Raw genomic sequence first — 18,391 nt, 5'->3', positions numbered from 1 at the left:
CCTTGATCAGTCAAAACGGCGGCCACCCACAATGATGATCGCAGGCGAAGGCAGCGAAGGCAGCGTAAAGTCAGTGAGGTCGCCGAGGCTGGCTTTGCCTTTCATGGCGTTGATGATCAGCCTTATTTTTGCCATCACCGGCACGTTGGTGAAACTCACTTTCACGGTAACCCCATCCTGATGAGTGGCGGCGCTGATGAACTCCTGCTTCCGGTTGCGCAGGTAGGTAACCACCGCATTGCGCACCACCTCGGCAAATTTCTCGATCAGCTTCTCAACCAGTTTGGTCAATGCTGCTTTCCCATATTTCACCACGGCCCCGCCAATGGCACGCCCCACGCCCCCCAGAAATTGCTCTTGGGCGGGCTCAAAGTTTTCAAGATACAGCTCTGGAACAGCCTCGTGAATGATTTTCACTTTGCTGGGTACGTTGCGAAGAAGGGTATTAGTTAGGATGTCACGCACCACTTCGCGCACTGTGCCTGCCGCGGAGAGGTAGTCTCCACCAGCCAGCTTCTGTCCAATGATACGGGCATCTTCGTTGCTGAAAAAGAAGTTGAAATGTATATCGCTCTTCAGGAAATTCAGCACCGCCTGCGCATCGCTTGACCGGGGAATGGGCATTTGCACCTTTGGCGACGGCATTATACTTCCCGGACTACTCGGTAGTTGTGGCCGCACCACATGGCCAGCTCCGAGCGGTATTTGGACGCGGGCTCCAGGAACTTCGAGGAAATAGAACCGTTGCCCAGTGCTGATGCGGCTCCGTGACTGTAGGAACTTGGCATCGACGTCTTTGCCCAGTAGGGGTTCGTGTAGCAAAAGTGAAGCTGCCTCAACGGTCAGCGGGTGGAACTGACAGTAAGCCGACCAGTGTGAACTATTCAGACCCGGTAGTTTTTCGGCGCGGGCAATAAGGGGTAGCTTAGTAAGGTGAATTGCCTCATACACGTGTACAGTGGCCTTAATGGGCTGGTTGATGGGCAACCCCAGTTTATCTTTCAAAAAACTCGCCAGCGACTGTCCCTTGAACGTTTTGATAAGATGGGCCACCCGCGGCGCGATGGTGACAGGAAACGGGTGCGAAAACTTGCGGTAGGTTTTCTGGGCCCCCCGGCTGCGTGGCATCCGCATCCACATGCCTTTCACCGATACCTGCCGAAGCGTGGGCTTCACCATACCGGTCGGAAAATTATTTGCGGCAGCCCGCTCAAAGGCTTCAGCCACTAGGTTTTGCACCGTTTCGGAGTCGGCAGTGTAGTTTTCGGGTTTCGAGCCAATCTCAGTCAAAATCTCTTCTACAGTCGAGGCATAGGCTTCGTAGCTCACCGTTTCTTGGGTTTGTCCAGGCGTTTCGAGCGTCAATAGTTTCAGACCAATATCGGCTACGGCGTTGCCCAGCGCACCATGATATTGCTTCAGGGTATTGCCCAACAGCTTACCAATAAGTTGCGATACCAGCCCCCCCAGGAAGTTGACTACTTTGTCGCGCCCAATGATTCTGAGGGCGATACGCAAAACGGGTAATATCGCCGGCAGGAACCGCTGAATGGCGGGTGTAGGGTCTTCGCCGTCTTTTAGCTCGCTTAGTTCACGCACAAACTGCTCGCGTGCCAAGGCCAGCGTGTCGGCTTCGTCTTCCTGCTGCGGCTGTTCGTTTTCCTGCACGTACTGTTGCACCGTAACCTCGTTTTCCTGCTCATTGGCCGAAAACAGCAGATTGGCCACGCGGGCATTAAATTCCTGCTGTATCTCGTTGATTTCGTAGGTGGTAGATTGCTCACCCTCAGATTCATCGGTGTAGTTTTCCAGTTCATACGTCGACTGGGTCTCGAACGATTCGCGGTTCATGAGCTTGTTCACAAACTGCCGGGCTACAGGCTGCAACGGTGCTGGAATCTTGTTGATGGCAAAGTTGATAACCTTGTTTACCAGAGGCATCACCAGCTTTTTGAGCTGATTCAGCAGCGTACCGATAGGCAGGAATTTTCCGGCAAACTCAACCCCCTTTTTTACGACGTTAACCACCGTTGAGCCTACCTTTCTAGCCGCGTCGACCGCCCGTCTCGCTACACTTTTCACTGCCCGAAAGACTTTGCCAAAAAACAGTTCGAAGCGCGGTGAGAAGCCTTCGTGTTCGGTGAGGTATTTGTCGAAAAACTGTTCCAGTTCGGCTTCGCTCTTGCTGGCCAGATCAGTAGTTTCGGCTTCGTCGGCCATCTTACCAATCATGGTTTCAAGCTCGTAGATGAGCGGGGCGGCGTGGTTACGCAACTCACTGACCGTGCGAAGCGAATAACCCCCACCTGCTTCGTTCACTACCCGGCTCATGGCAACGTCTTCAAACTCGGTAGCCAGTTCAAACAGCGCTTCATTCATTTCGTGGTCGTGCAACTCGGCCAGCAGGCTCACCATCTGCTCGGCCATTGGGTTAGGAGCCGTCCTGCTATCGCCATTACTTTCGAACTCCGATATGAATGGGCTTTCGGGCTCTATCGAAAACGACTGCGACTGTTCGTATCCTACCTCTTCGTAGGCGGGCTCGAAGGCTTCTAGGATTACCTCGTCGACGAAGGGGTTGTTGGGTAGCAGGTGGTCGGTGTGTTCACCGGCGTAGCCATTAGAGTAGGTTGGAGACGGGTTCATGGGCGAAAAAGAAAGAGGTTTAGTAGGAAAAGTAGGGGGCATATTAATCAACTAAAAGACTGGCAATGAGTTGATAGTATCAAATTCGGTGGTGAACACTAGTTACTATGTATAGTATTGATTTATCGGTCTCCCCTTCATGTAAGCGGTTTTATATCTACAAAAAATACGTCCGGCAGACTAAAAAGAAAGCCATCCACCGCCTGCGTCACACCGCCCGATCGAAAGTGTTGAAGACGCACCTGGGGCAGTCTCCACTCTATGGCGTTTTGAAAGCAATACAGGTTTTTTCACACAAAAACGCCTCGACCAGCAACGGTCGAGGCGTTTTTACATGGAATGTTTGACCGCTTACTGCAATGTTACTGTGCGATTCTCCTGAATTACTTTGGTGGCGATTTTGATCTCGCGGGTGATCGTGTCGAGGCCGTTGGTAACGTTCAGGATGTAATTATTGTCGGTGAGGTGGCTGAGGTCCAGGCTAAGGCGGAGGACATCTTCATCGGCGCGAAGCGTTTGGTTGAAGTAAAGGTTGCCGCCACGGTCTGTCAGTTGCACATAGACCAGTCCGCCCAGTTGCTTGTCGACGTTGAGGCGGAGCTTGGTTCCGTTGGCGGCAATGTAGGCCCCAATATCGAAGTGGACAAGCCTGGTAGGGCGGCCGTGTTTACCTTCCTGTTGAATAGGGTCAGCAGGGGCGGTTGCGTTCATTGAGCAGAAAAGAAGGAGAGAGCAGACCAGGGTGTTCATCGTTGATAATTAGTTAAGGGTCAAGGAACTGCGTGAGCCCATTCTCACACAGACACCCCAAAGATGAAAGCATCCCCGGCAGAGTTGCACGGGTGGTACAAACGGTTAATCAACTACATGAATGGATTTTGTGGTCTACCCTAAAAACCGTTTCAGGTACGTTGCCGTGCGGCTTTTTTCTGATTCTGCCAAAGCCAGCGGTGGCCCCGCCGCCACTACCTGCCCACCGGCTTCGCCCGCTCCGGGGCCAATATCAATCACCCAGTCGCTGCCCGCCACCACACGCATATCATGCTCTACCACAATCACCGTGTTTCTGGCTTCAACCAGGCCGTTGAGTTGGGTAACGAGCCGTTCCACGTCGGCAGGATGTAGTCCGGTGGTGGGTTCGTCGAGGATGTAGAGCGTGTTGCCATGACCGCTGCGTTGTAGTTCAGTTGCCAGCTTGATGCGTTGTGCCTCGCCGCCCGACAGTTCGGTGGCGGGCTGTCCCAGCCGCAGGTAGCCCAGGCCTACTTCGCGCAGCACATGCAGCGACCGGCGAACGGGGGGCTCCTCACCGAAAAAATCGTAGGCTTCATCAACGGTTAGCCTCAGTACATCGGCGATGGTTTTGTCGCGGTACGTAATCTCCAGTGTTTGGGCGTTGTAGCGTGCCCCCTGGCAAACCGGGCAGGGTGTGTAGACGCTGGGCAGGAACAGCAGCTCGACCATGACGAAACCCTCGCCCTGGCATTTTTCGCAACGGCCTTTTGGCACGTTAAACGAGAAACGTCCGGCATCGTAGCGGCGGGATTTAGCCAGTTTAGTGCTTGCAAACAGCTTCCTGACGTGATCAAACAGGCCGGTATAGGTTGCTAAGTTGGAACGTGGTGTGCGGCCAATGGGCTTCTGGTCTACCTGTACCAGTCGTTTGATACCGGCCATCCCCGACGCGATACGACCACCCAGTGTAACCGGGGCAACATCCTGCAGGGGGTCGGCTTCGTCTTCATCGGGTAAGGCATCGCCCAGGGCGTCGGCCACCAATTCAACCAGTACCTGACTGACCAAACTCGATTTGCCGGAGCCGGATATGCCCGTTACGCTGGTTAGTACACCAAGTGGAAAAGCTACGTCGAGGTTGTCAAGGTTGTTCCGGCTTACGCCTTCCAGCCGCAACCAGCCGTTGGCAGGCCGTGGCTCGGGGCTGGTAAATGAATGATTGTCAAAAAGATACTGGCGCGTTTTGGACTGGGCCACATGAGCCAGGCCAGCAGGTGGCCCGCTATATAGAATGTGACCACCCTGCTCGCCTGCGGCTGGACCAACATCAACGATCCAGTCGGCCTGCCGGACAACGTCGAGTTCATGTTCCACCACAAACAGTGAATTGCCCGACGCTTTTAGCCGGTCGAGCGCCCGCAGTAAGGCTTCGGTGTCGGCGGGGTGGAGGCCCGCCGAAGGTTCATCGAGCACGTAGACCACTCCAAACAGATTAGACCGTACCTGCGTGGCCAGACGCAAGCGCTGATGTTCACCGGGTGAGAGTGTGGGTGTGCTGCGTTCGAGCGACAGGTAACCCAGGCCAAGATCAAGCAGCACATCGAGCCGACCCACCAGATCGGCAGCAATGCGTTGCACCACCAGGGCTTTTTCGGGCGCTTCCCGTTTCATTTGGTCCACGTTGCCGGTCGTTTGGTCGGCGTAGGGGCGCATGATGTCGGCTAGTTTGCTAAGCGAAATCCGGGATATGTCGGTGATGTCAAGACCGGCAAAGGTGATCGAGAGCGACTCGCGGCGCAGCCGTTTGCCATGGCAAAGCGGGCATTCGGTGCTCAGCATGTATTGCGACACCCGTTTTTTCATCAGTGGGCTGGTGGTGTTGGCAAAGGTTTGCACCACGTATTTGCGCACGCCGGTGAAGGTGCCCATGTAGCTGGGCGTAAGGTTGCGTTTTATGGCTCGTTGCACCTGTTCGCGTTCCCAGCCCGAATATACCGGCACGACGGGTTGCTCATCGGTAAACAGAATCCAGTCGCGGTCTTTTTTGGGTAGGTCGCGCCAGGGGGTGTCGATGTCGTAACCCAGCGTGATCAGAATTTCGCGCAGGTTCTGGCCGTGCCAGGCGGTGGGCCATGCCGCAATGGCCCGTTCGCGGATGGTCAGCGAATCGTCGGGAACCATCGTTCGTTCAGTGACTTCATAAACCCGCCCCAACCCGTGGCATTGCGGGCAGGCTCCTTCGGGCGTGTTGGCCGAAAAGGATTCGGCGTAGAGAATCGACTGCCCGTCCGGGTACGTGCCCGCCCGCGAATACAACATGCGGAGGAGGTTGGAGAGGGTGGTGACACTGCCCACCGATGAACGCGTGGTGGGTGCCCCCCGCTGCTGTTGCAGGGCCACGGCGGGTGGCAACCCGTCGATCTCGTCCACCTCCGGTACGGCCATCTGGTTGAAGAGCCGCCGCGCGTAGGGCGACACCGATTCGAGGTAACGCCGTTGGGCTTCAGCATATAAGGTGCCAAACGCCAGCGACGATTTGCCCGACCCCGACACGCCGGTAAACACAACAAGTGCGTTACGCGGAATGGTAAGCGATACGTTTTTGAGGTTATTTTCCCGTGCTCCCGTTACCCGGACAAAGCCCGTTTCGGTAGCCAATTCGGGCTGGTCAACTACAGTCTGCATGCAGTAAAGCTGGATATACTGCTGCTGTAACCCCAAGCAGCCCCAACCCGGTAGATTACGCTACCAGAAGATTAGGCTACGGGCATTGGTGCTACCCCATCACAAACCCGTCGCCGAGTTTATAAATAGCTTTCAGGCACTGCGCCGTCAGGATCGCATCTTCCAGGGCATTATGAAAACTGTCTTCGCGCTCAAAACCGAAGTAGGCCGCAATAGCCGTGAGGCTAAGGCCTTTAGGCGTGGACTTACCGTTTTTACGGAGGATGCGGAACACAAAATAACTGAGCGTGTGCAGGTCGACGAGGGTACGCGAGAAGGGCCATTTCATTTTCTCGTTGAGGTAGGCCTCTTTCAGAAAGTTAATGTCGTGCATCACGCTTTGACCGCAGATGACCACGTCGCGCAGGAGGGGTGTCTTATCCACCTGGTTGGGCGGCACGCGGATATTGAGTTTCTCGCAGATCCAGGTTTCCATGGCAGGCAGCACATCGTAGATCATCGGCGCATCGTCGAGGTCAGCGAGGGAGAGGTTATGGACTTTCTCGGCAGAGGCGGTAAAGGCATCGGCATTTTCGGGGTAGACGTTGGTGAGATATTGGCCTTTTTCAACCCAGTCGTCATCGAAGAGAACGGCACCAACCTGAATAATTTCGTTGTAGCCTGGATCGGGGCCAGACATTTCAAGATCAAGGACTAAGAAAGGCATAGATGGCTGTTGGCTGCTGGATACCAGACGAGAAGTTGGAAAACGCTGTCTGACAGCCAATGGTCAATAGCCATTGTCCTGTTCATGCACCGTCCAGACAAAAATAAGGGGAATGCTGCGCGATTGCGAACTATTCAGTCAGCTTATCACTTCATTTGTATGTACAAATATCACGCACAACTAACCAATCAATTACCATGCATTACGTCATAACCGGTTCACTGGGCCATACCGGAAAACCCATTACAGCAGGATTAGTCAAAGCGGGTCATACCGTAACGTTAGTGACGAGCAAGGCCGAAAATGTGGCCAGGATTGAAGCGTTGGGCGCTCAAGCGGCTGTGGGTGATGTAGAAGATGCCGCGTTCGTCTCAGAGGCTTTTGCCAACGCCGATGCCGTGTACCTGATGATTCCGCCGAAGTGGGGAGTAACTAACTGGCGTGCCTATCAGAACGGTGTTGCCGATAACTACGTTGCCGCCCTCCGGGCCAACGACGTGCGGTTTGTGGTCATGCTCAGCAGTGTGGGAGCGCACCTGCCGCAGGGGGTTGGGCCGGTAACGGGTCTCCACGACCTGGAAGAGAAATTGAAGACCGTTGAGGGGCTGAATGTAAAGGTGTTACGTCCGTCATACTTCATGCAAAACCTGTTCAGCATGACGGGCATGGTCAAAGGCATGGGCATCATGGGCAGCAACTTCGGCGACGACAAGGTAGTGCTGGTGCATACCAACGACATCGCCGAAGCCGCCCTGCAGGAACTGCTGAACCTCGACTTCACGGGTACACAAATCCGCTACGTGGCCGGTGACGAAAAAACGGGGGCTGAAATCGCCAAAATATTAGGTGAAGCCATTGGCAAACCCGAAACGCCCTGGGTAGTATTCTCCGACGAGCAAAATAAACAGGGCATGCTACAGGCCGGGCTAAACGAGGAAATGGCCAATAACTATACGGAGATGGGCGTGGCCCTGCGCGACGGCTCAATGCAGGCCGACTACATGGAAAACCGCCCTACGCCGAGCAAAACCAAGCTCGAAGACTTCGCCAAAAACGAATTTGCCGCGGCGTATCAGGGGTGAAATGGGTTTAACGTTTAAGGTCTAAAGTCCAAGGTTGGCTGACGCACACGCTTTTGCGTCAGCCAACCTTGGACTTTAGACCTTAAACGTTAAACTCGTTTATATCTTCTTCACGTCGACTGCGTTGGGCCCTTTGGGGGTCTGCGTGGTCGAGAACGTCACTTTGTCCTGCTCGTTGAGCGGCTCGGTGAGGGCGTTGACGTGGACGAAAATGCTTTCCTGCGTTTGCAGGTCTTTAATGAAACCGTATCCTTTCGAGGCGTTGAAGAACGTAACTACACCATTCCGGACCAGCACCTCTGCCGGTACGTCGGATTGCCGGGGTACGCCAATCTGGATGCTCGCCTCGTTGACGGAGCGGATACGACGGGGGTCGGGTGGAGTAGTAGAAATGTTGCCGTTTTCATCAACGTAGGCCAGCATTTGATCAAGTGACTGACCTTTCTGGGCATTGGCTTTCCGGTCTTCCTTCTTCTCCTGCTTATCTTTCCGCTTCTTTTGTCTTAACTTTTCTTTCTCTTTTTTACTGAACGTCTCCATAGTGTGCGTTTAATCTCGCGGGCAGGTCGGGCGCATGAGCGGCCTGATTTAAGGCGAGGATGATGCCCTGTCAACAGTGAATGGTTTGATTGTAGGTAACTGTGAATCAGGCCATCAATGAATCAACCGTATATCGACCAAATAAGTTGATTATTGGAGGGCGTTTCGACCGATTAATTGGATAATACCAGTATGCTTCCCCATTACAACACCATCAACGAGTTTCTGGAAGCGGCGGGGTTCGCCGGGCGCACCACCAATCCGTATTTCTACATGGTGCGGCTGGAAGACACCTACCCCCATGTGCGGGCGGTGATGCCCCCGTTTCGGAAGGATTTTTATCTGGTAGCGCTCGTTTACAACCCCGGTGCACGATCCATCTTTCAAATTGACGGTGCCGGACGCTCGCAACTGCCTTATTATCTGGTGTTTCAGTCGCCGGGGCACGTGCTGGCCTGGCAGCGGCAGCCGGGTTTGGCGGGGTACCTGATCTATTTCAAGGCCGAGTGCTTCACGTTTATGCGCTCTGTGCTGGCCGACGAGTTTCCGTTTTTCGATCTGCTGCACACCAATTTTTTTCAGATCAGCGCCAACCTCTTCACCGATTTATCCGTCGATTTTGACGGGTTGCTGCAGGAGCAGGAGGGCAAGCATCTGTTTAGTGAACAGGTGCTTTATGCCCGGTTGCTGGCGGTGCTCTACCGGTGCCGGGCGGCCTACCAGACGTTTCAGGAAAGTCAGCTGAACCAATCGGCAGCCACTCTGCTCACCACCCGGTTCGTTGGTCTGGTGCAGGCCAACTACCTCCAGAAACGCACCGTAGAGGCGTATGCCAGTCTGCTGGCCGTCACGCCCAACCACCTCAACGATTCGGTGCGCAAGGCTACGGGCCACAATGCCTATTGGTTTATTACCAGCAAACTGGCGCAGGAAGCCCAGAGCCTGATCCGCTTCACCACCGCCGATATCAGCGAGATTGCCTATCAGCTTAACTTCTCTGGTCCGGCGCACTTCGCCAAATTCTTCAAGAAGCACACGGGGCAAACACCCGGCGATTTTCGGCGGGAAGCTGAATCGGTGAAATAGACAAGTGGTTCCCCGAATGGGAGTAACGCCCCGGCGTATGGCGGCTGCACCTTTGTGGCGTTCAAAAACGAATCACGTAAACACGCACAAGCCATGCATATTGCTGTATTAGGAACCGGAATGGTAGGCGAAACCATCGCCAGCCGATTACTCGAAGTAGGTCATACCGTTGTGATGGGGTCGCGCTCGGCCACCAACGAAAAAGCCGCCGCCTGGGTGGATAAAGCAGGAGCAGGGGCCAGTCAGGGCACATTTGCCGATGCCATTGCGGCGGGCGAACTGATTATGCTGGCCACCAAAGGCGAAACCGGCATTGAGGCTATTGCGTCGGCTCCCGCCCAGGCCGTTGCCGGAAAAACAATCATCGACATCTCGAATCCGCTTGATTTCTCGAAGGGTATGCCCCCCACGCTGTCGACTGTGAACGATGATTCATTCGGCGAAAAGCTGCAACGGGCGTTTCCCGATGCCCACGTGGTAAAAACCCTCAATACCATGTGGTGTGGCCTGATGGTCAACCCCGCGATGCTGGCCGACGGTGATCACACGGTATTTATGAGTGGCAATGATGCTGGTGCCAAAACGCAAGCCAAGCGCATCCTGACGCAGTTTGGCTGGCAAGACAGCGCCGTTCTGGACCTGGGCGACATTACTACGGCGCGGGGTACCGAAATGCTGCTACCACTCTGGCTGCGCATATACGGCGCGCTGGGTATTGGTGCCTTCAATTTCAAGGTGGTGAAACCATGAAGACAGCGCTGATTACGGGGGCCAACTCAGGCATTGGGTTGGCCACAGCCAAAGCCCTGGCTGCACAGGGCTTCGGGCTTATACTGCTGTGCCGTTCTGCCAAAAAAGGAGAAGCCGCCGTTGCCGACATCAGGGCCAATACGCCAGGTGCCTCTGTCGATCTGGTAGTGGCGGCGCTGGACGATGCGGCTTCGGTCAGGGCGGCGGCAGCGGCGGTGTTGGCTCGGCATACGGCATTGGATGTGCTGATCAACAATGCCGGTTATTCGCCCGACCAGATCGAGTTCACCAAAGAAGGCGTTGAGCGGTCGTTCTACGCCAACCACCTGGGCCACTTTATCCTGACCCGTGAGCTGGCTCCGCTGCTGCTCGGTACGCCTGATGCGCGGGTCATCAACGTATCGTCATCGGCGCTGAACCTGGGGAAGGCCAGCCGCTTTTTTCAGACCGACAGAAAGCTGGGTACGTTAGCGGCCTATGGCGACGGAAAACTAGCCAACGTGCTGTTTACGATGGGCTTAGCTGCTGGTAGGTTGGGTAAGCCAGTCATAGCCTATGCCGTGCACCCTGGTGTGGTAAACAGCAATTTCGGCAGCAACTTCACCGGTATCAGTAAGGTGCTGGTCACGCTGTTTCGCCCCCTGATGCGGTCGGTAGAGAAAGGCGCAGCCACCTCTGTTTTTTTGGCCACAAGCCCCACCCGCCAGATCGACGGTGGTCGCAACGGCGGGTTTTTTGCCGACAGCAAGCCCAAAAAACTAACCCACAAAGACCTGACCGATGCCAACGTGAAGGCGTTGTGGGAGAAGAGTTCAGCCTACTAAAAATCGAGGTGGCAGTTGGTCCAGCCATCGTCGAAGCGGGTACCGAACTGTTCGTAGAAGCCAATGGCGGGCTTATTCCAGTCCAGCACCTGCCACATCATACCCGTACAATGGGTCTCTTTGGCTTTGGCAATGGTGGCGTCGAGCAGTTCTTTGCCGAGGCCCATACCGCGGTGCGTTTCGGTCACGATGATGTCTTCCAGATAGAGCCGCTTGCCTTTCCAGGTCGAATAGCGGTAGTAATAAAGCGCAATACCGACGAGCTTGTGGGTCGATTCGTCTTCCGCTACCAGAATGCCGTAGAGCGGATTAGGTCCGAAACCATCTTCCAATAGTTGCTCAACGGTGTTGGTGACCTGATCGGGTGCTTCTTCGTAAACAGCCAGTTCAACAATTAAATCGAATACCTGCGGAACATCGTTGCGGGTGCCGGGGCGGATGGTCATAATTAATGAGCGAATGAGTGATTGAGTGAATGAGCGAATGTTGCTTACGCACGGGTTTATTTTGGCCACACCGGCGGACCGGTAAGCAACATTCGCTCATTCACTCAATCACTCATTCGCTCATTAGAATTCACTCATTCGCAATTTTTTTGCGCCACCGGTCCAGGGCGGCCTGGAAATCGGGGGGGAGGGGAGAGTCGAATTGGAGCCACTCACCGGTGCGGGGGTGGGTAAAGCCCAGTGATTTGGCGTGCAGGGCCTGTCGGGGTAGCATGGCAAACGTGTTGTCGACGAATGATTTGAACGAGCCATTGACCGCTCCGCGTAGTACCCGGTTGCCGCCATACATTTCGTCGTTGAAGAGGGGGTGGCCAATGTGCCTAAAGTGCGCCCGAATCTGGTGGGTACGACCCGTTTCGAGGTTGCATTGCACAAGCGTTACGAAATTAAGCGGCTCCAGCGTCTTGTAGTGCGTCACCGACCACTTGCCCTTGCTCTCGTCGTCATAGATCGTCATTACCTTCCGGTCGGCGGCTGACCGGCCAATATAGCCTGTGATGGTGCCGTCTTCGGGTTTGGGCTGCCCCCACACCAGCGCGTTGTAGGTCCGTTCGATGGTATGCTCGAAAAACTGCCGGGCCAGGTGGCTCATGGCAAATTCGGTTTTGGCAATGACCATCAGGCCCGACGTGTCTTTGTCAATCCGGTGAACCAGTCCCGGGCGCCCCTCTCCGTTGCGGGTGGTGGGCAGGTTTTGCAGGTAGTAGACCAGCGCATTCACCAGCGTGCCATCCCAGTTGCCGTGGGCGGGATGGACCACCATGCCGGCGGGCTTGTTCAGCACGATCAACTCGTCGTCCTCAAAAATAATGTCGAGCGGAATGTGCTGCGGCACAATGTCGGTGTTGCGCGGCGGGTGGGGTAGGGAGACCGTGATCAGATCGCCGGGCTTTACTTTATAGCTGGCCTTGATAGGCTGCTCATTGACTCGGATACCCCCCGCGTCGATGGCCGACTGAAGCTTCGTTCGCGACGTGTGCGCTAATTTTGTATCCAGAAACCGGTCGATCCGCACCAGCGCCTGCCCCTGATCTACAACCAGGCGGTGGTGTTCATAGAGGTCGTCTTCATCGTTTTCGTCGGGGGTGGGGTGGAGAGAGTCGAGCATATGTTAGGTCAAGGTCTGATGTCTACAGTTTACGGTCTACTGTCTAAGGTTAAAGACGCCCCCTCTCGAAGAAGCCGAGTGCGCAGCAACTTTGAACCTTAGATAGTAGACCGTAAACTTATCTTGTCTTGCAAAATTACGACCCCGCCCCTGATTTAGCCGTTCGCATCGACCAGATTGTCGGGCCGTCGCCGCTAACGTATCTGCCCGATCCGTTTCCGCAGCCTGTGCCTGTTCGGCTGTATCTGAAACGCGACGAACTGCTGCACCCTACGGTGTCGGGTAATAAATGGCGGAAGTTGAAGTACAATCTGATTGAAGCTAACCGGTTGGGATTTAAGCGCATAGTGACGTTTGGTGGGGCGTATTCCAACCATCTGTATGCCACGGCGGCAGCGGGTCATCTGTTTGGTTTCGAGACTGTTGGCGTTGTGCGGGGCGACGAACTGGCCGGATCGCCCGACTGCAACAAACCGCTGAACGCCACTCTGCAATTTTGCCGCGACCACGGCATGACCCTCCACTTCGTATCCCGCACCGATTACCGCCGCGCCGCCGAACCCGCTTATCTGGCTCAGCTACAGGAGCAGTTCGGCCCCTGCTATATCCTGCCCGAAGGCGGCACCAATAACCTGGCCATTCACGGCACCGCCGAGATCATGCCCGAAATCGTTGCCCAGATGGGTCATAACCCCGACGTGGTGGCGTGTGCGGTTGGTACGGGTGGTACGTTGGCGGGCATGGTTGAAAGCACGTCGCCCACGGTGTCTGTTGTGGGTGTTCTGGCCATTAAACTGGCCGATGGTGAGCCGCTACACTTGCCCGGATTGCCCCAGTCACTCCCGCCGAACGTGACGATTCAGCGCAATTATAGCTTTCGTGGCTACGCACGCACCACACCAGAATTGCTGGATTTCATGCAGGCCTTCGAAGCAAAAAACAGCATCCTGCTCGATCCGGTGTATACCGCCAAGCTGCTCTTTGCTATCTACGATTTAGCGCAAAAGGGAGGCTTCCCTGATGAGGCTACCGTCGTGGCTGTGCATACCGGCGGGTTGCAGGGGCGGGTTTCTGAATGATGAGCGATGAATGATGAATTTGCTTACGCCAGCCAACTACTCTGGCGTAAGCAAATTCATCATTCATCGCTCATCATTCAGAAACCCGCCAGCAATTCCCTCACCGACGTGTTCAATTGCGACCGTTTCAAACCCAAAAACTGCTCCAGCGCGGCGTAATAAGCCGTATCGGTCTGGCCCGACTGCATGAATTGTTTTAGCAGTGGCAGGCCACCTTTCTTGAAGACAGCCCGGGCAAATAACCCGCCGAGGGCGTAGCGGTAGTCGGTGAACTCGTCGAGCGTAACGAGCGATAGCATGGAGGTGAGGTCGATAGTAGGGTAGGTGCGGAGATGGGCTGCCACGCGGGCAAGGTGCCAGTCGAGCGATTCGCCGCGGCTGCCGCCCAGAAACGTAGCTACGCCCTCGGTCACCCACGGGTGCTTATTGAGGTAGTGCGGATCAACGTAGACGTGCACCAGTTCGTGGGGGTAGAACTCGTCGAGGCCAGAGCAAAACACCCGGTTGTCGATGGCCCTTCCTGTAGGTTTCAGCAGACCGCTGCCCGTGATCTGGTAGTCGAACCCGCGCAGTTGACGCAATTCATCGGGTGTGTCGGCAAGGTAGTATTCAACGGGTTTGGCCGGTACACCAAACTGCTGGCAAAGGTTGTCGATAAAGCCGTTTAACTGCCTGGCTTTCTGTTTATTGAACGTATGGTATGGCGGAAAATAATAGGTTACGGCGCCCAGTTGCTGGCTATTCCAAAACCGCGACCGGTTAATGGGCAGGGCGTTGTAGAGCAACCACCGGCCATTGGAATCGGGCCGGGCGTAGACGTTGGCAATGCAGAAAACGATGGGGCTACGGCTCTTCGGGTTGTTGCCCCCGAAGAGTGATTTGATCTGGTAAAACCCGTCAGGGTAGCCCACCACACTCAGTATTTGCACAGGATAACCCCGGTAGAGCGTCGGCTCAAATTCGCGTTCGAGTAGGTCGAACCGGGGTGATTGTGCCTGTTCGGCTTCGTTCCAGAACGGACTGTGCCGGATGCTGTCGGGCCGCGTCCGGTCGGGCCGCGTTCGGTCGGGCTGCGTTCGCAAATACGCCGACCACACGGCCACCGCCTGCCGGATGTCCGTCCGCGAGGTATCGACCAGTGGATGCACCGAAATGACTGATTGTGCGTGTGACGCGGCGACAAGAAAAACGAGCAAAATGCCGCTGACAAAAATCCTGAAAGCTGGCGTCATCGAACGGTATCCCGTTTGTTAAACCCTTTGATGACGGTGTCTTTGGGCGGAGCAGGCCGTTGCCGGTAGTAGCGTGGACTGGGCATGGGTTTGGCGGTTCCGCGGCCCCGGCGCGTGGGCATATTTTCCTGCATGCGCTGGGTTGGTTTTTTCACCGAAATAGAATCCTGCGCCCTACCCACCAGGGTCGATAACAGCATAATGCCGATGATGAGAAACGATTTCATAGTCAGGTTATGGATTTGTTTAACAGGTAACGAACGTGAGGAGAAAATGCTTGTTTGTTGGCTCTGTCCAGGCTAGAAATCAACCTTTTTAATTTGCAATATGTTATGTCTATAGATTAACAAGACTCAGCAAATACCATGAAGAACATACTCATCGCCGCCGCCCTTTTGGTTGGCATAGCGGCCTGTGCACCACGGGTAGCCGTTGACAAAGCGCAGAACATAGATTTCACCAAGTACCGCACGTTTGCCTGGATGCAGTCGGACGTGGCCGGTAGTAAAAACCCCGTGTATTACAACCAGCTAGCCACGGACCAGGTGGAAAGTACGGTTAATGCCGAACTGGCTAAAAAAGGGTTGAAGGAAACGACCCGTAAGCCTGATCTGCTGATTGGCTACCACTTTTTCGTGGAGGAAAAGACCCGCACCGTTGCTAATAACAACTACGGTGCCTACCCCTTGTATGGCCCTTACTACGGTTGGGGACGCTGGGGATATGCCGGTTGGGGACCAGCCTGGTACGGTGGCAACTTCGGTCCGTCATACACCCAGGAAAAGTATGAAGCCGGTACGGTCGTGGTCGATATGGTCGACAACCGGACGAAGCGCCTGATCTGGCGTGGTTCAGTACAAAACGCCGTTGGTGACCCTACCAAAATCAGCAACAAGCTTGCCCGTGAGGTAGAGCGCATCGTCGAGAAATTTCCGCAGGTGAGTGCCGCTGTAACCGTGAGCAACCCACGGGGCTAACCTCACCTTAGCGTAACGTAATGAAGCCTGCAAACCCCGCCCATTGTGGCGGGGTTTTGCGTTTATCGGGCTGTTGGGCATACCTTGCAGCGGTTGTAACTACATACGGTTTGAATCTTCCAGTTTTCATTGCCAGTCGGGTGCGGAACGCGCCGTTGGGCAGTTTCTCGGCTACCGTCACACGGGTAGGCATTGGCAGCGTGGCCGTTGGACTGGCGGTGCTTATCATTGCCTTTGCGGTGCTGTTTGGCTTTAAGCGCACTATCCAGCAAAAGATTTTTGCCTTTGGGGCACACCTGCAGGTGGTCAAGTTTTCTAATAACCAGTCCTACGACGCGCCGCCTATTTCTCTACGGGACCCTGCCTTTGCGCGGATCAAAAAACTGCCGGGTATCCGGCATGTACAGGGCACCGCCAACAAAGCGGGTATTCTGCAAACCGATTCCGACCTGGCGGGGGTGGTGCTCAAAGGCGTTGGCCCTGACTACGACTGGCAGCTTTTACGCGAAGCGCTGATTGCAGGTAAACTGCCCCGCTATGATTCGGTAACCGCGTCGGGTTATTCAACAGATCTACTGATCAGTCAGACCATTGCAAGCCAGTTGAAACTAAGCGTGGGGCAATCGGCGATCCTGTACTTCACCGAACAGGCCCCGCCGCGCCCCAACGAACTGGCTCCACCCTCCGCCGCAACGGGGTTACGTCCCCGCAAGATGACGGTGGTGGGGATTTACGAAACAGGTCTGGAAGAAGGCGACAAAGCGTTTGTGGTGGGTGACCTTCGGCTGGTGCAGCGCCTTAACAAATGGACACCCGATCTGATCGGTACGGGTGAAGTGTTCGTTCGTGATTTTGCCGAACTGAGCCCTAACTACAAAGCCGTTATTGAACAAACGCCACCCGACATGCGCGTGACACGGGTAGACGATCAGTACCGTGATCTGTTCGACTGGATGCTGTTACTGGATCGCAACACAGCCGTGTTTATTGTGCTGATTCTGTTCGTGGCCTGTTTCAATATGGTGTCGGTGCTGCTGGTGCTGATGATGGAACGTACCCCCATGATTGGCCTGCTGAAGGCCCTAGGTAGTCCGAATTCGTTGCTGAGGCGATTGTTTGTGGTGGTGGGCCTGAATATCGTAGCCTGGGGGCTGGTACTGGGCAATGGTCTGGGGCTGGGTCTCTGCTGGCTGCAATCGCGCTTCCAGTTCATTCCCCTCGACCGCAAAAACTACTTCATGGACTACGTCCCCATTGCCTGGGACTGGCCCGTTATTGCACTCCTCAACGTAGCCATAATTGCCTTAATTGCGCTGGCCCTCTGGCTCCCCACCCTCGTCATCAACCGCATCGACCCGGTAAAGGCGTTAGTGTTTAAGAAATGATGAATGATAAATGGTGAGCGGCGGCGGACCGCTCACCATTTATCATTCATCACTCATCCTTTCTTAATTCACCGCTTTTACCGAATAGCCCTGCTTTTTCAGTAGGGCGATTACGCCTTTGTCGCCGATGAGGTGGCCGGCACCGAAGGCGAAGAACGTGGGCGTGGTTTTGGCCGCTTTTTCAATGACCGGAATCCAGTTGGCATTGCGTTCGTTGAGCAAAGGCCCTTCCATTTCGGCAAACTCACCGGCGGTGCTGCTCTTCTTCATGACCTCTTTCATCTGATTCAGATTTTTGGCTTTGTAAGCGGCCAGTAGGTCAGCAAATTCCTTCTGGGCTTTTTCGGGGTCACGGGCCAGGTCGGCGAGTTCTTTGAATTGTTTTTCCAGCGGCTTTTTATCCAGCACGGCCAGTTGCGACTCCATCGTTTCCAGACCCAGCACCTCTTTTTTGTCTTTTGCCGCCATCTGGGCAAAGGTCATGTCGTAGGAGGCGGGTTGACAGTGAAGCATACCCATTACCAGAAACGAAGTCAGCCCGATAGGCCGAAACGTATTGACCAGATCGAGCTTTACGCTCATGGTTTTGGTCATGTAATCGTTCAACAGCTTATAGTCGTCGGCAGAGAGGTAGTCTTTGGCGGTTTTGCCCTGGGGAAGCACCATGGCCTTCTGCATGTTGGCCATCAGCGAGGGATCGTCCATATCTACTTCCAGATAAACCTGCCTGGTGTCGGCCATTGCTTTTTTCATCGCGTCGGTAATGACCAGGTCGTTGGGGCAGACCAGGTGAAACGTGCCGTAGAGGTAGGAGGGGGCTGTTAGTCCGTTGCCCGTCACTTCATAAAGCAGGGCATTGTCGGTTTGCGCAATTGCGCTGGTTGTCAGTAAGGAAAGGCCTATAAGGGCTGATTTGAATCTGTTCATGAAGCAATGTCTGAATAATGATATGTATAAAGCAAAGGTAACCTGCCCATGGCGATGCTTCAATGTAAGCAACGAGCTTACCCTCAGATTTGGGATAAACGGCGGAAACGATGGGACAAAACG

17 protein-coding genes are annotated in these 18,391 nt (G+C 54.8%); 7 read left to right on the top strand and 10 right to left on the bottom strand.

Translation table 11 applies throughout. The annotated features are described in order from the left end of the window. Positions 1 to 6: 6 nt before the first annotated feature. From J2I47_RS21130 to J2I47_RS21115, 4 genes are all read right to left on the bottom strand, one after another. Positions 7 to 2,646, bottom strand: a complete 2,640-nt coding sequence (locus J2I47_RS21130; RefSeq protein WP_207366606.1) for a hypothetical protein — start codon at positions 2,644 to 2,646, stop codon at positions 7 to 9. Between the two features lie 351 nt (positions 2,647 to 2,997). Next, complete coding sequence (locus J2I47_RS21125; RefSeq protein WP_207366605.1) at positions 2,998 to 3,357, bottom strand: hypothetical protein; 360 nt, start codon at positions 3,355 to 3,357, stop codon at positions 2,998 to 3,000. Between the two features lie 174 nt (positions 3,358 to 3,531). Continuing rightward, on the bottom strand, positions 3,532 to 6,066 hold the full coding sequence (gene uvrA, locus J2I47_RS21120) for an excinuclease ABC subunit UvrA (protein ID WP_207366604.1): 2,535 nt from the start codon (positions 6,064 to 6,066) through the stop codon (positions 3,532 to 3,534). Positions 6,067 to 6,157: 91 nt separating this feature from the next. Next, positions 6,158 to 6,772: a 3'-5' exonuclease gene (locus J2I47_RS21115; RefSeq protein ID WP_207366603.1), complete on the bottom strand. Its 615-nt coding sequence runs from the start codon at positions 6,770 to 6,772 to the stop codon at positions 6,158 to 6,160. A gap of 197 nt (positions 6,773 to 6,969) precedes the next feature. Here J2I47_RS21115 and J2I47_RS21110 point away from each other — a divergent pair, with 197 nt between their 5' ends. Then, positions 6,970 to 7,854: an NAD(P)H-binding protein gene (locus J2I47_RS21110; RefSeq protein ID WP_207366602.1), complete on the top strand. Its 885-nt coding sequence runs from the start codon at positions 6,970 to 6,972 to the stop codon at positions 7,852 to 7,854. 99 nt (positions 7,855 to 7,953) lie between these two features. On the opposite strand, the gene J2I47_RS21105 is transcribed toward J2I47_RS21110, so the two are convergent. Then, positions 7,954 to 8,394 carry a cold-shock protein gene (locus tag J2I47_RS21105; RefSeq protein ID WP_207366601.1) on the bottom strand — a complete coding sequence of 147 codons (441 nt, stop codon included), beginning with the start codon at positions 8,392 to 8,394 and terminating at the stop codon, positions 7,954 to 7,956. Between the two features lie 192 nt (positions 8,395 to 8,586). Between J2I47_RS21105 and J2I47_RS21100 the strand changes: the two genes are divergently transcribed. The 3 genes from J2I47_RS21100 to J2I47_RS21090 all read left to right on the top strand — a co-directional run bounded on the left by J2I47_RS21100 (position 8,587) and on the right by J2I47_RS21090 (position 11,054). Next, the gene (locus J2I47_RS21100) at positions 8,587 to 9,480 is read left to right on the top strand and encodes a helix-turn-helix domain-containing protein (protein ID WP_207366600.1); all 894 of its coding nucleotides are present in this window, start codon (positions 8,587 to 8,589) and stop codon (positions 9,478 to 9,480) included. Between the two features lie 93 nt (positions 9,481 to 9,573). Next, positions 9,574 to 10,230 (top strand): NADPH-dependent F420 reductase, encoded by a 657-nt coding sequence (locus J2I47_RS21095; RefSeq protein ID WP_207366599.1) that lies wholly within the window; start codon positions 9,574 to 9,576, stop codon positions 10,228 to 10,230. Then, positions 10,227 to 11,054: an SDR family NAD(P)-dependent oxidoreductase gene (locus tag J2I47_RS21090; RefSeq protein WP_207366598.1), complete on the top strand. Its 828-nt coding sequence runs from the start codon at positions 10,227 to 10,229 to the stop codon at positions 11,052 to 11,054. Before J2I47_RS21095 ends, J2I47_RS21090 begins: the two co-directional genes overlap by 4 nt. Here J2I47_RS21090 and J2I47_RS21085 read toward each other — a convergent pair. Together J2I47_RS21085 and J2I47_RS21080 are read right to left on the bottom strand one after the other, a co-directional pair. Further along, positions 11,051 to 11,503: a GNAT family N-acetyltransferase gene (locus J2I47_RS21085; protein WP_207366721.1), complete on the bottom strand. Its 453-nt coding sequence runs from the start codon at positions 11,501 to 11,503 to the stop codon at positions 11,051 to 11,053. The two genes, J2I47_RS21090 and J2I47_RS21085, sit on opposite strands and share 4 nt — an antisense overlap. Before the next feature lie 127 nt (positions 11,504 to 11,630). Beyond that, positions 11,631 to 12,668, bottom strand: coding sequence for an RluA family pseudouridine synthase (locus tag J2I47_RS21080; RefSeq protein WP_207366597.1), 1,038 nt, complete (start codon positions 12,666 to 12,668; stop codon positions 11,631 to 11,633). A gap of 128 nt (positions 12,669 to 12,796) precedes the next feature. Between J2I47_RS21080 and J2I47_RS21075 the strand changes: the two genes are divergently transcribed. Next, positions 12,797 to 13,747: a 1-aminocyclopropane-1-carboxylate deaminase/D-cysteine desulfhydrase gene (locus tag J2I47_RS21075; protein WP_207366596.1), complete on the top strand. Its 951-nt coding sequence runs from the start codon at positions 12,797 to 12,799 to the stop codon at positions 13,745 to 13,747. Between the two features lie 77 nt (positions 13,748 to 13,824). On the opposite strand, the gene J2I47_RS21070 is transcribed toward J2I47_RS21075, so the two are convergent. Together J2I47_RS21070 and J2I47_RS21065 are read right to left on the bottom strand one after the other, a co-directional pair. Continuing rightward, entirely contained in the window at positions 13,825 to 14,979 is a 1,155-nt protein-coding gene (locus J2I47_RS21070) for a hypothetical protein (protein ID WP_207366595.1), read from the bottom strand. Continuing rightward, positions 14,976 to 15,206 carry a hypothetical protein gene (locus tag J2I47_RS21065; protein WP_207366594.1) on the bottom strand — a complete coding sequence of 77 codons (231 nt, stop codon included), beginning with the start codon at positions 15,204 to 15,206 and terminating at the stop codon, positions 14,976 to 14,978. The genes J2I47_RS21070 and J2I47_RS21065 overlap by 4 nt, the downstream gene beginning before the upstream one ends. Before the next feature lie 138 nt (positions 15,207 to 15,344). On the opposite strand from J2I47_RS21065, the gene J2I47_RS21060 reads away from it, so the two are divergent. Further along, the gene (locus J2I47_RS21060; RefSeq protein WP_207366593.1) at positions 15,345 to 15,956 is read left to right on the top strand and encodes a DUF4136 domain-containing protein; all 612 of its coding nucleotides are present in this window, start codon (positions 15,345 to 15,347) and stop codon (positions 15,954 to 15,956) included. 110 nt (positions 15,957 to 16,066) lie between these two features. Further along, positions 16,067 to 17,341, top strand: coding sequence for an ABC transporter permease (locus tag J2I47_RS21055; protein ID WP_207366592.1), 1,275 nt, complete (start codon positions 16,067 to 16,069; stop codon positions 17,339 to 17,341). Positions 17,342 to 17,404: 63 nt separating this feature from the next. Here J2I47_RS21055 and J2I47_RS21050 read toward each other — a convergent pair whose 3' ends face one another. Next, positions 17,405 to 18,268 carry a TraB/GumN family protein gene (locus tag J2I47_RS21050; RefSeq protein ID WP_207366591.1) on the bottom strand — a complete coding sequence of 288 codons (864 nt, stop codon included), beginning with the start codon at positions 18,266 to 18,268 and terminating at the stop codon, positions 17,405 to 17,407. Between the last annotated feature and the right edge of the window lie 123 nt (positions 18,269 to 18,391).

Origin of the sequence: Fibrella rubiginis, assembly GCF_017353185.1 — a bacterium.
Lineage (GTDB): Bacteria > Bacteroidota > Bacteroidia > Cytophagales > Spirosomataceae > Fibrella > Fibrella rubiginis.
This window is presented reverse-complemented; position numbering and strand designations above follow the sequence as displayed.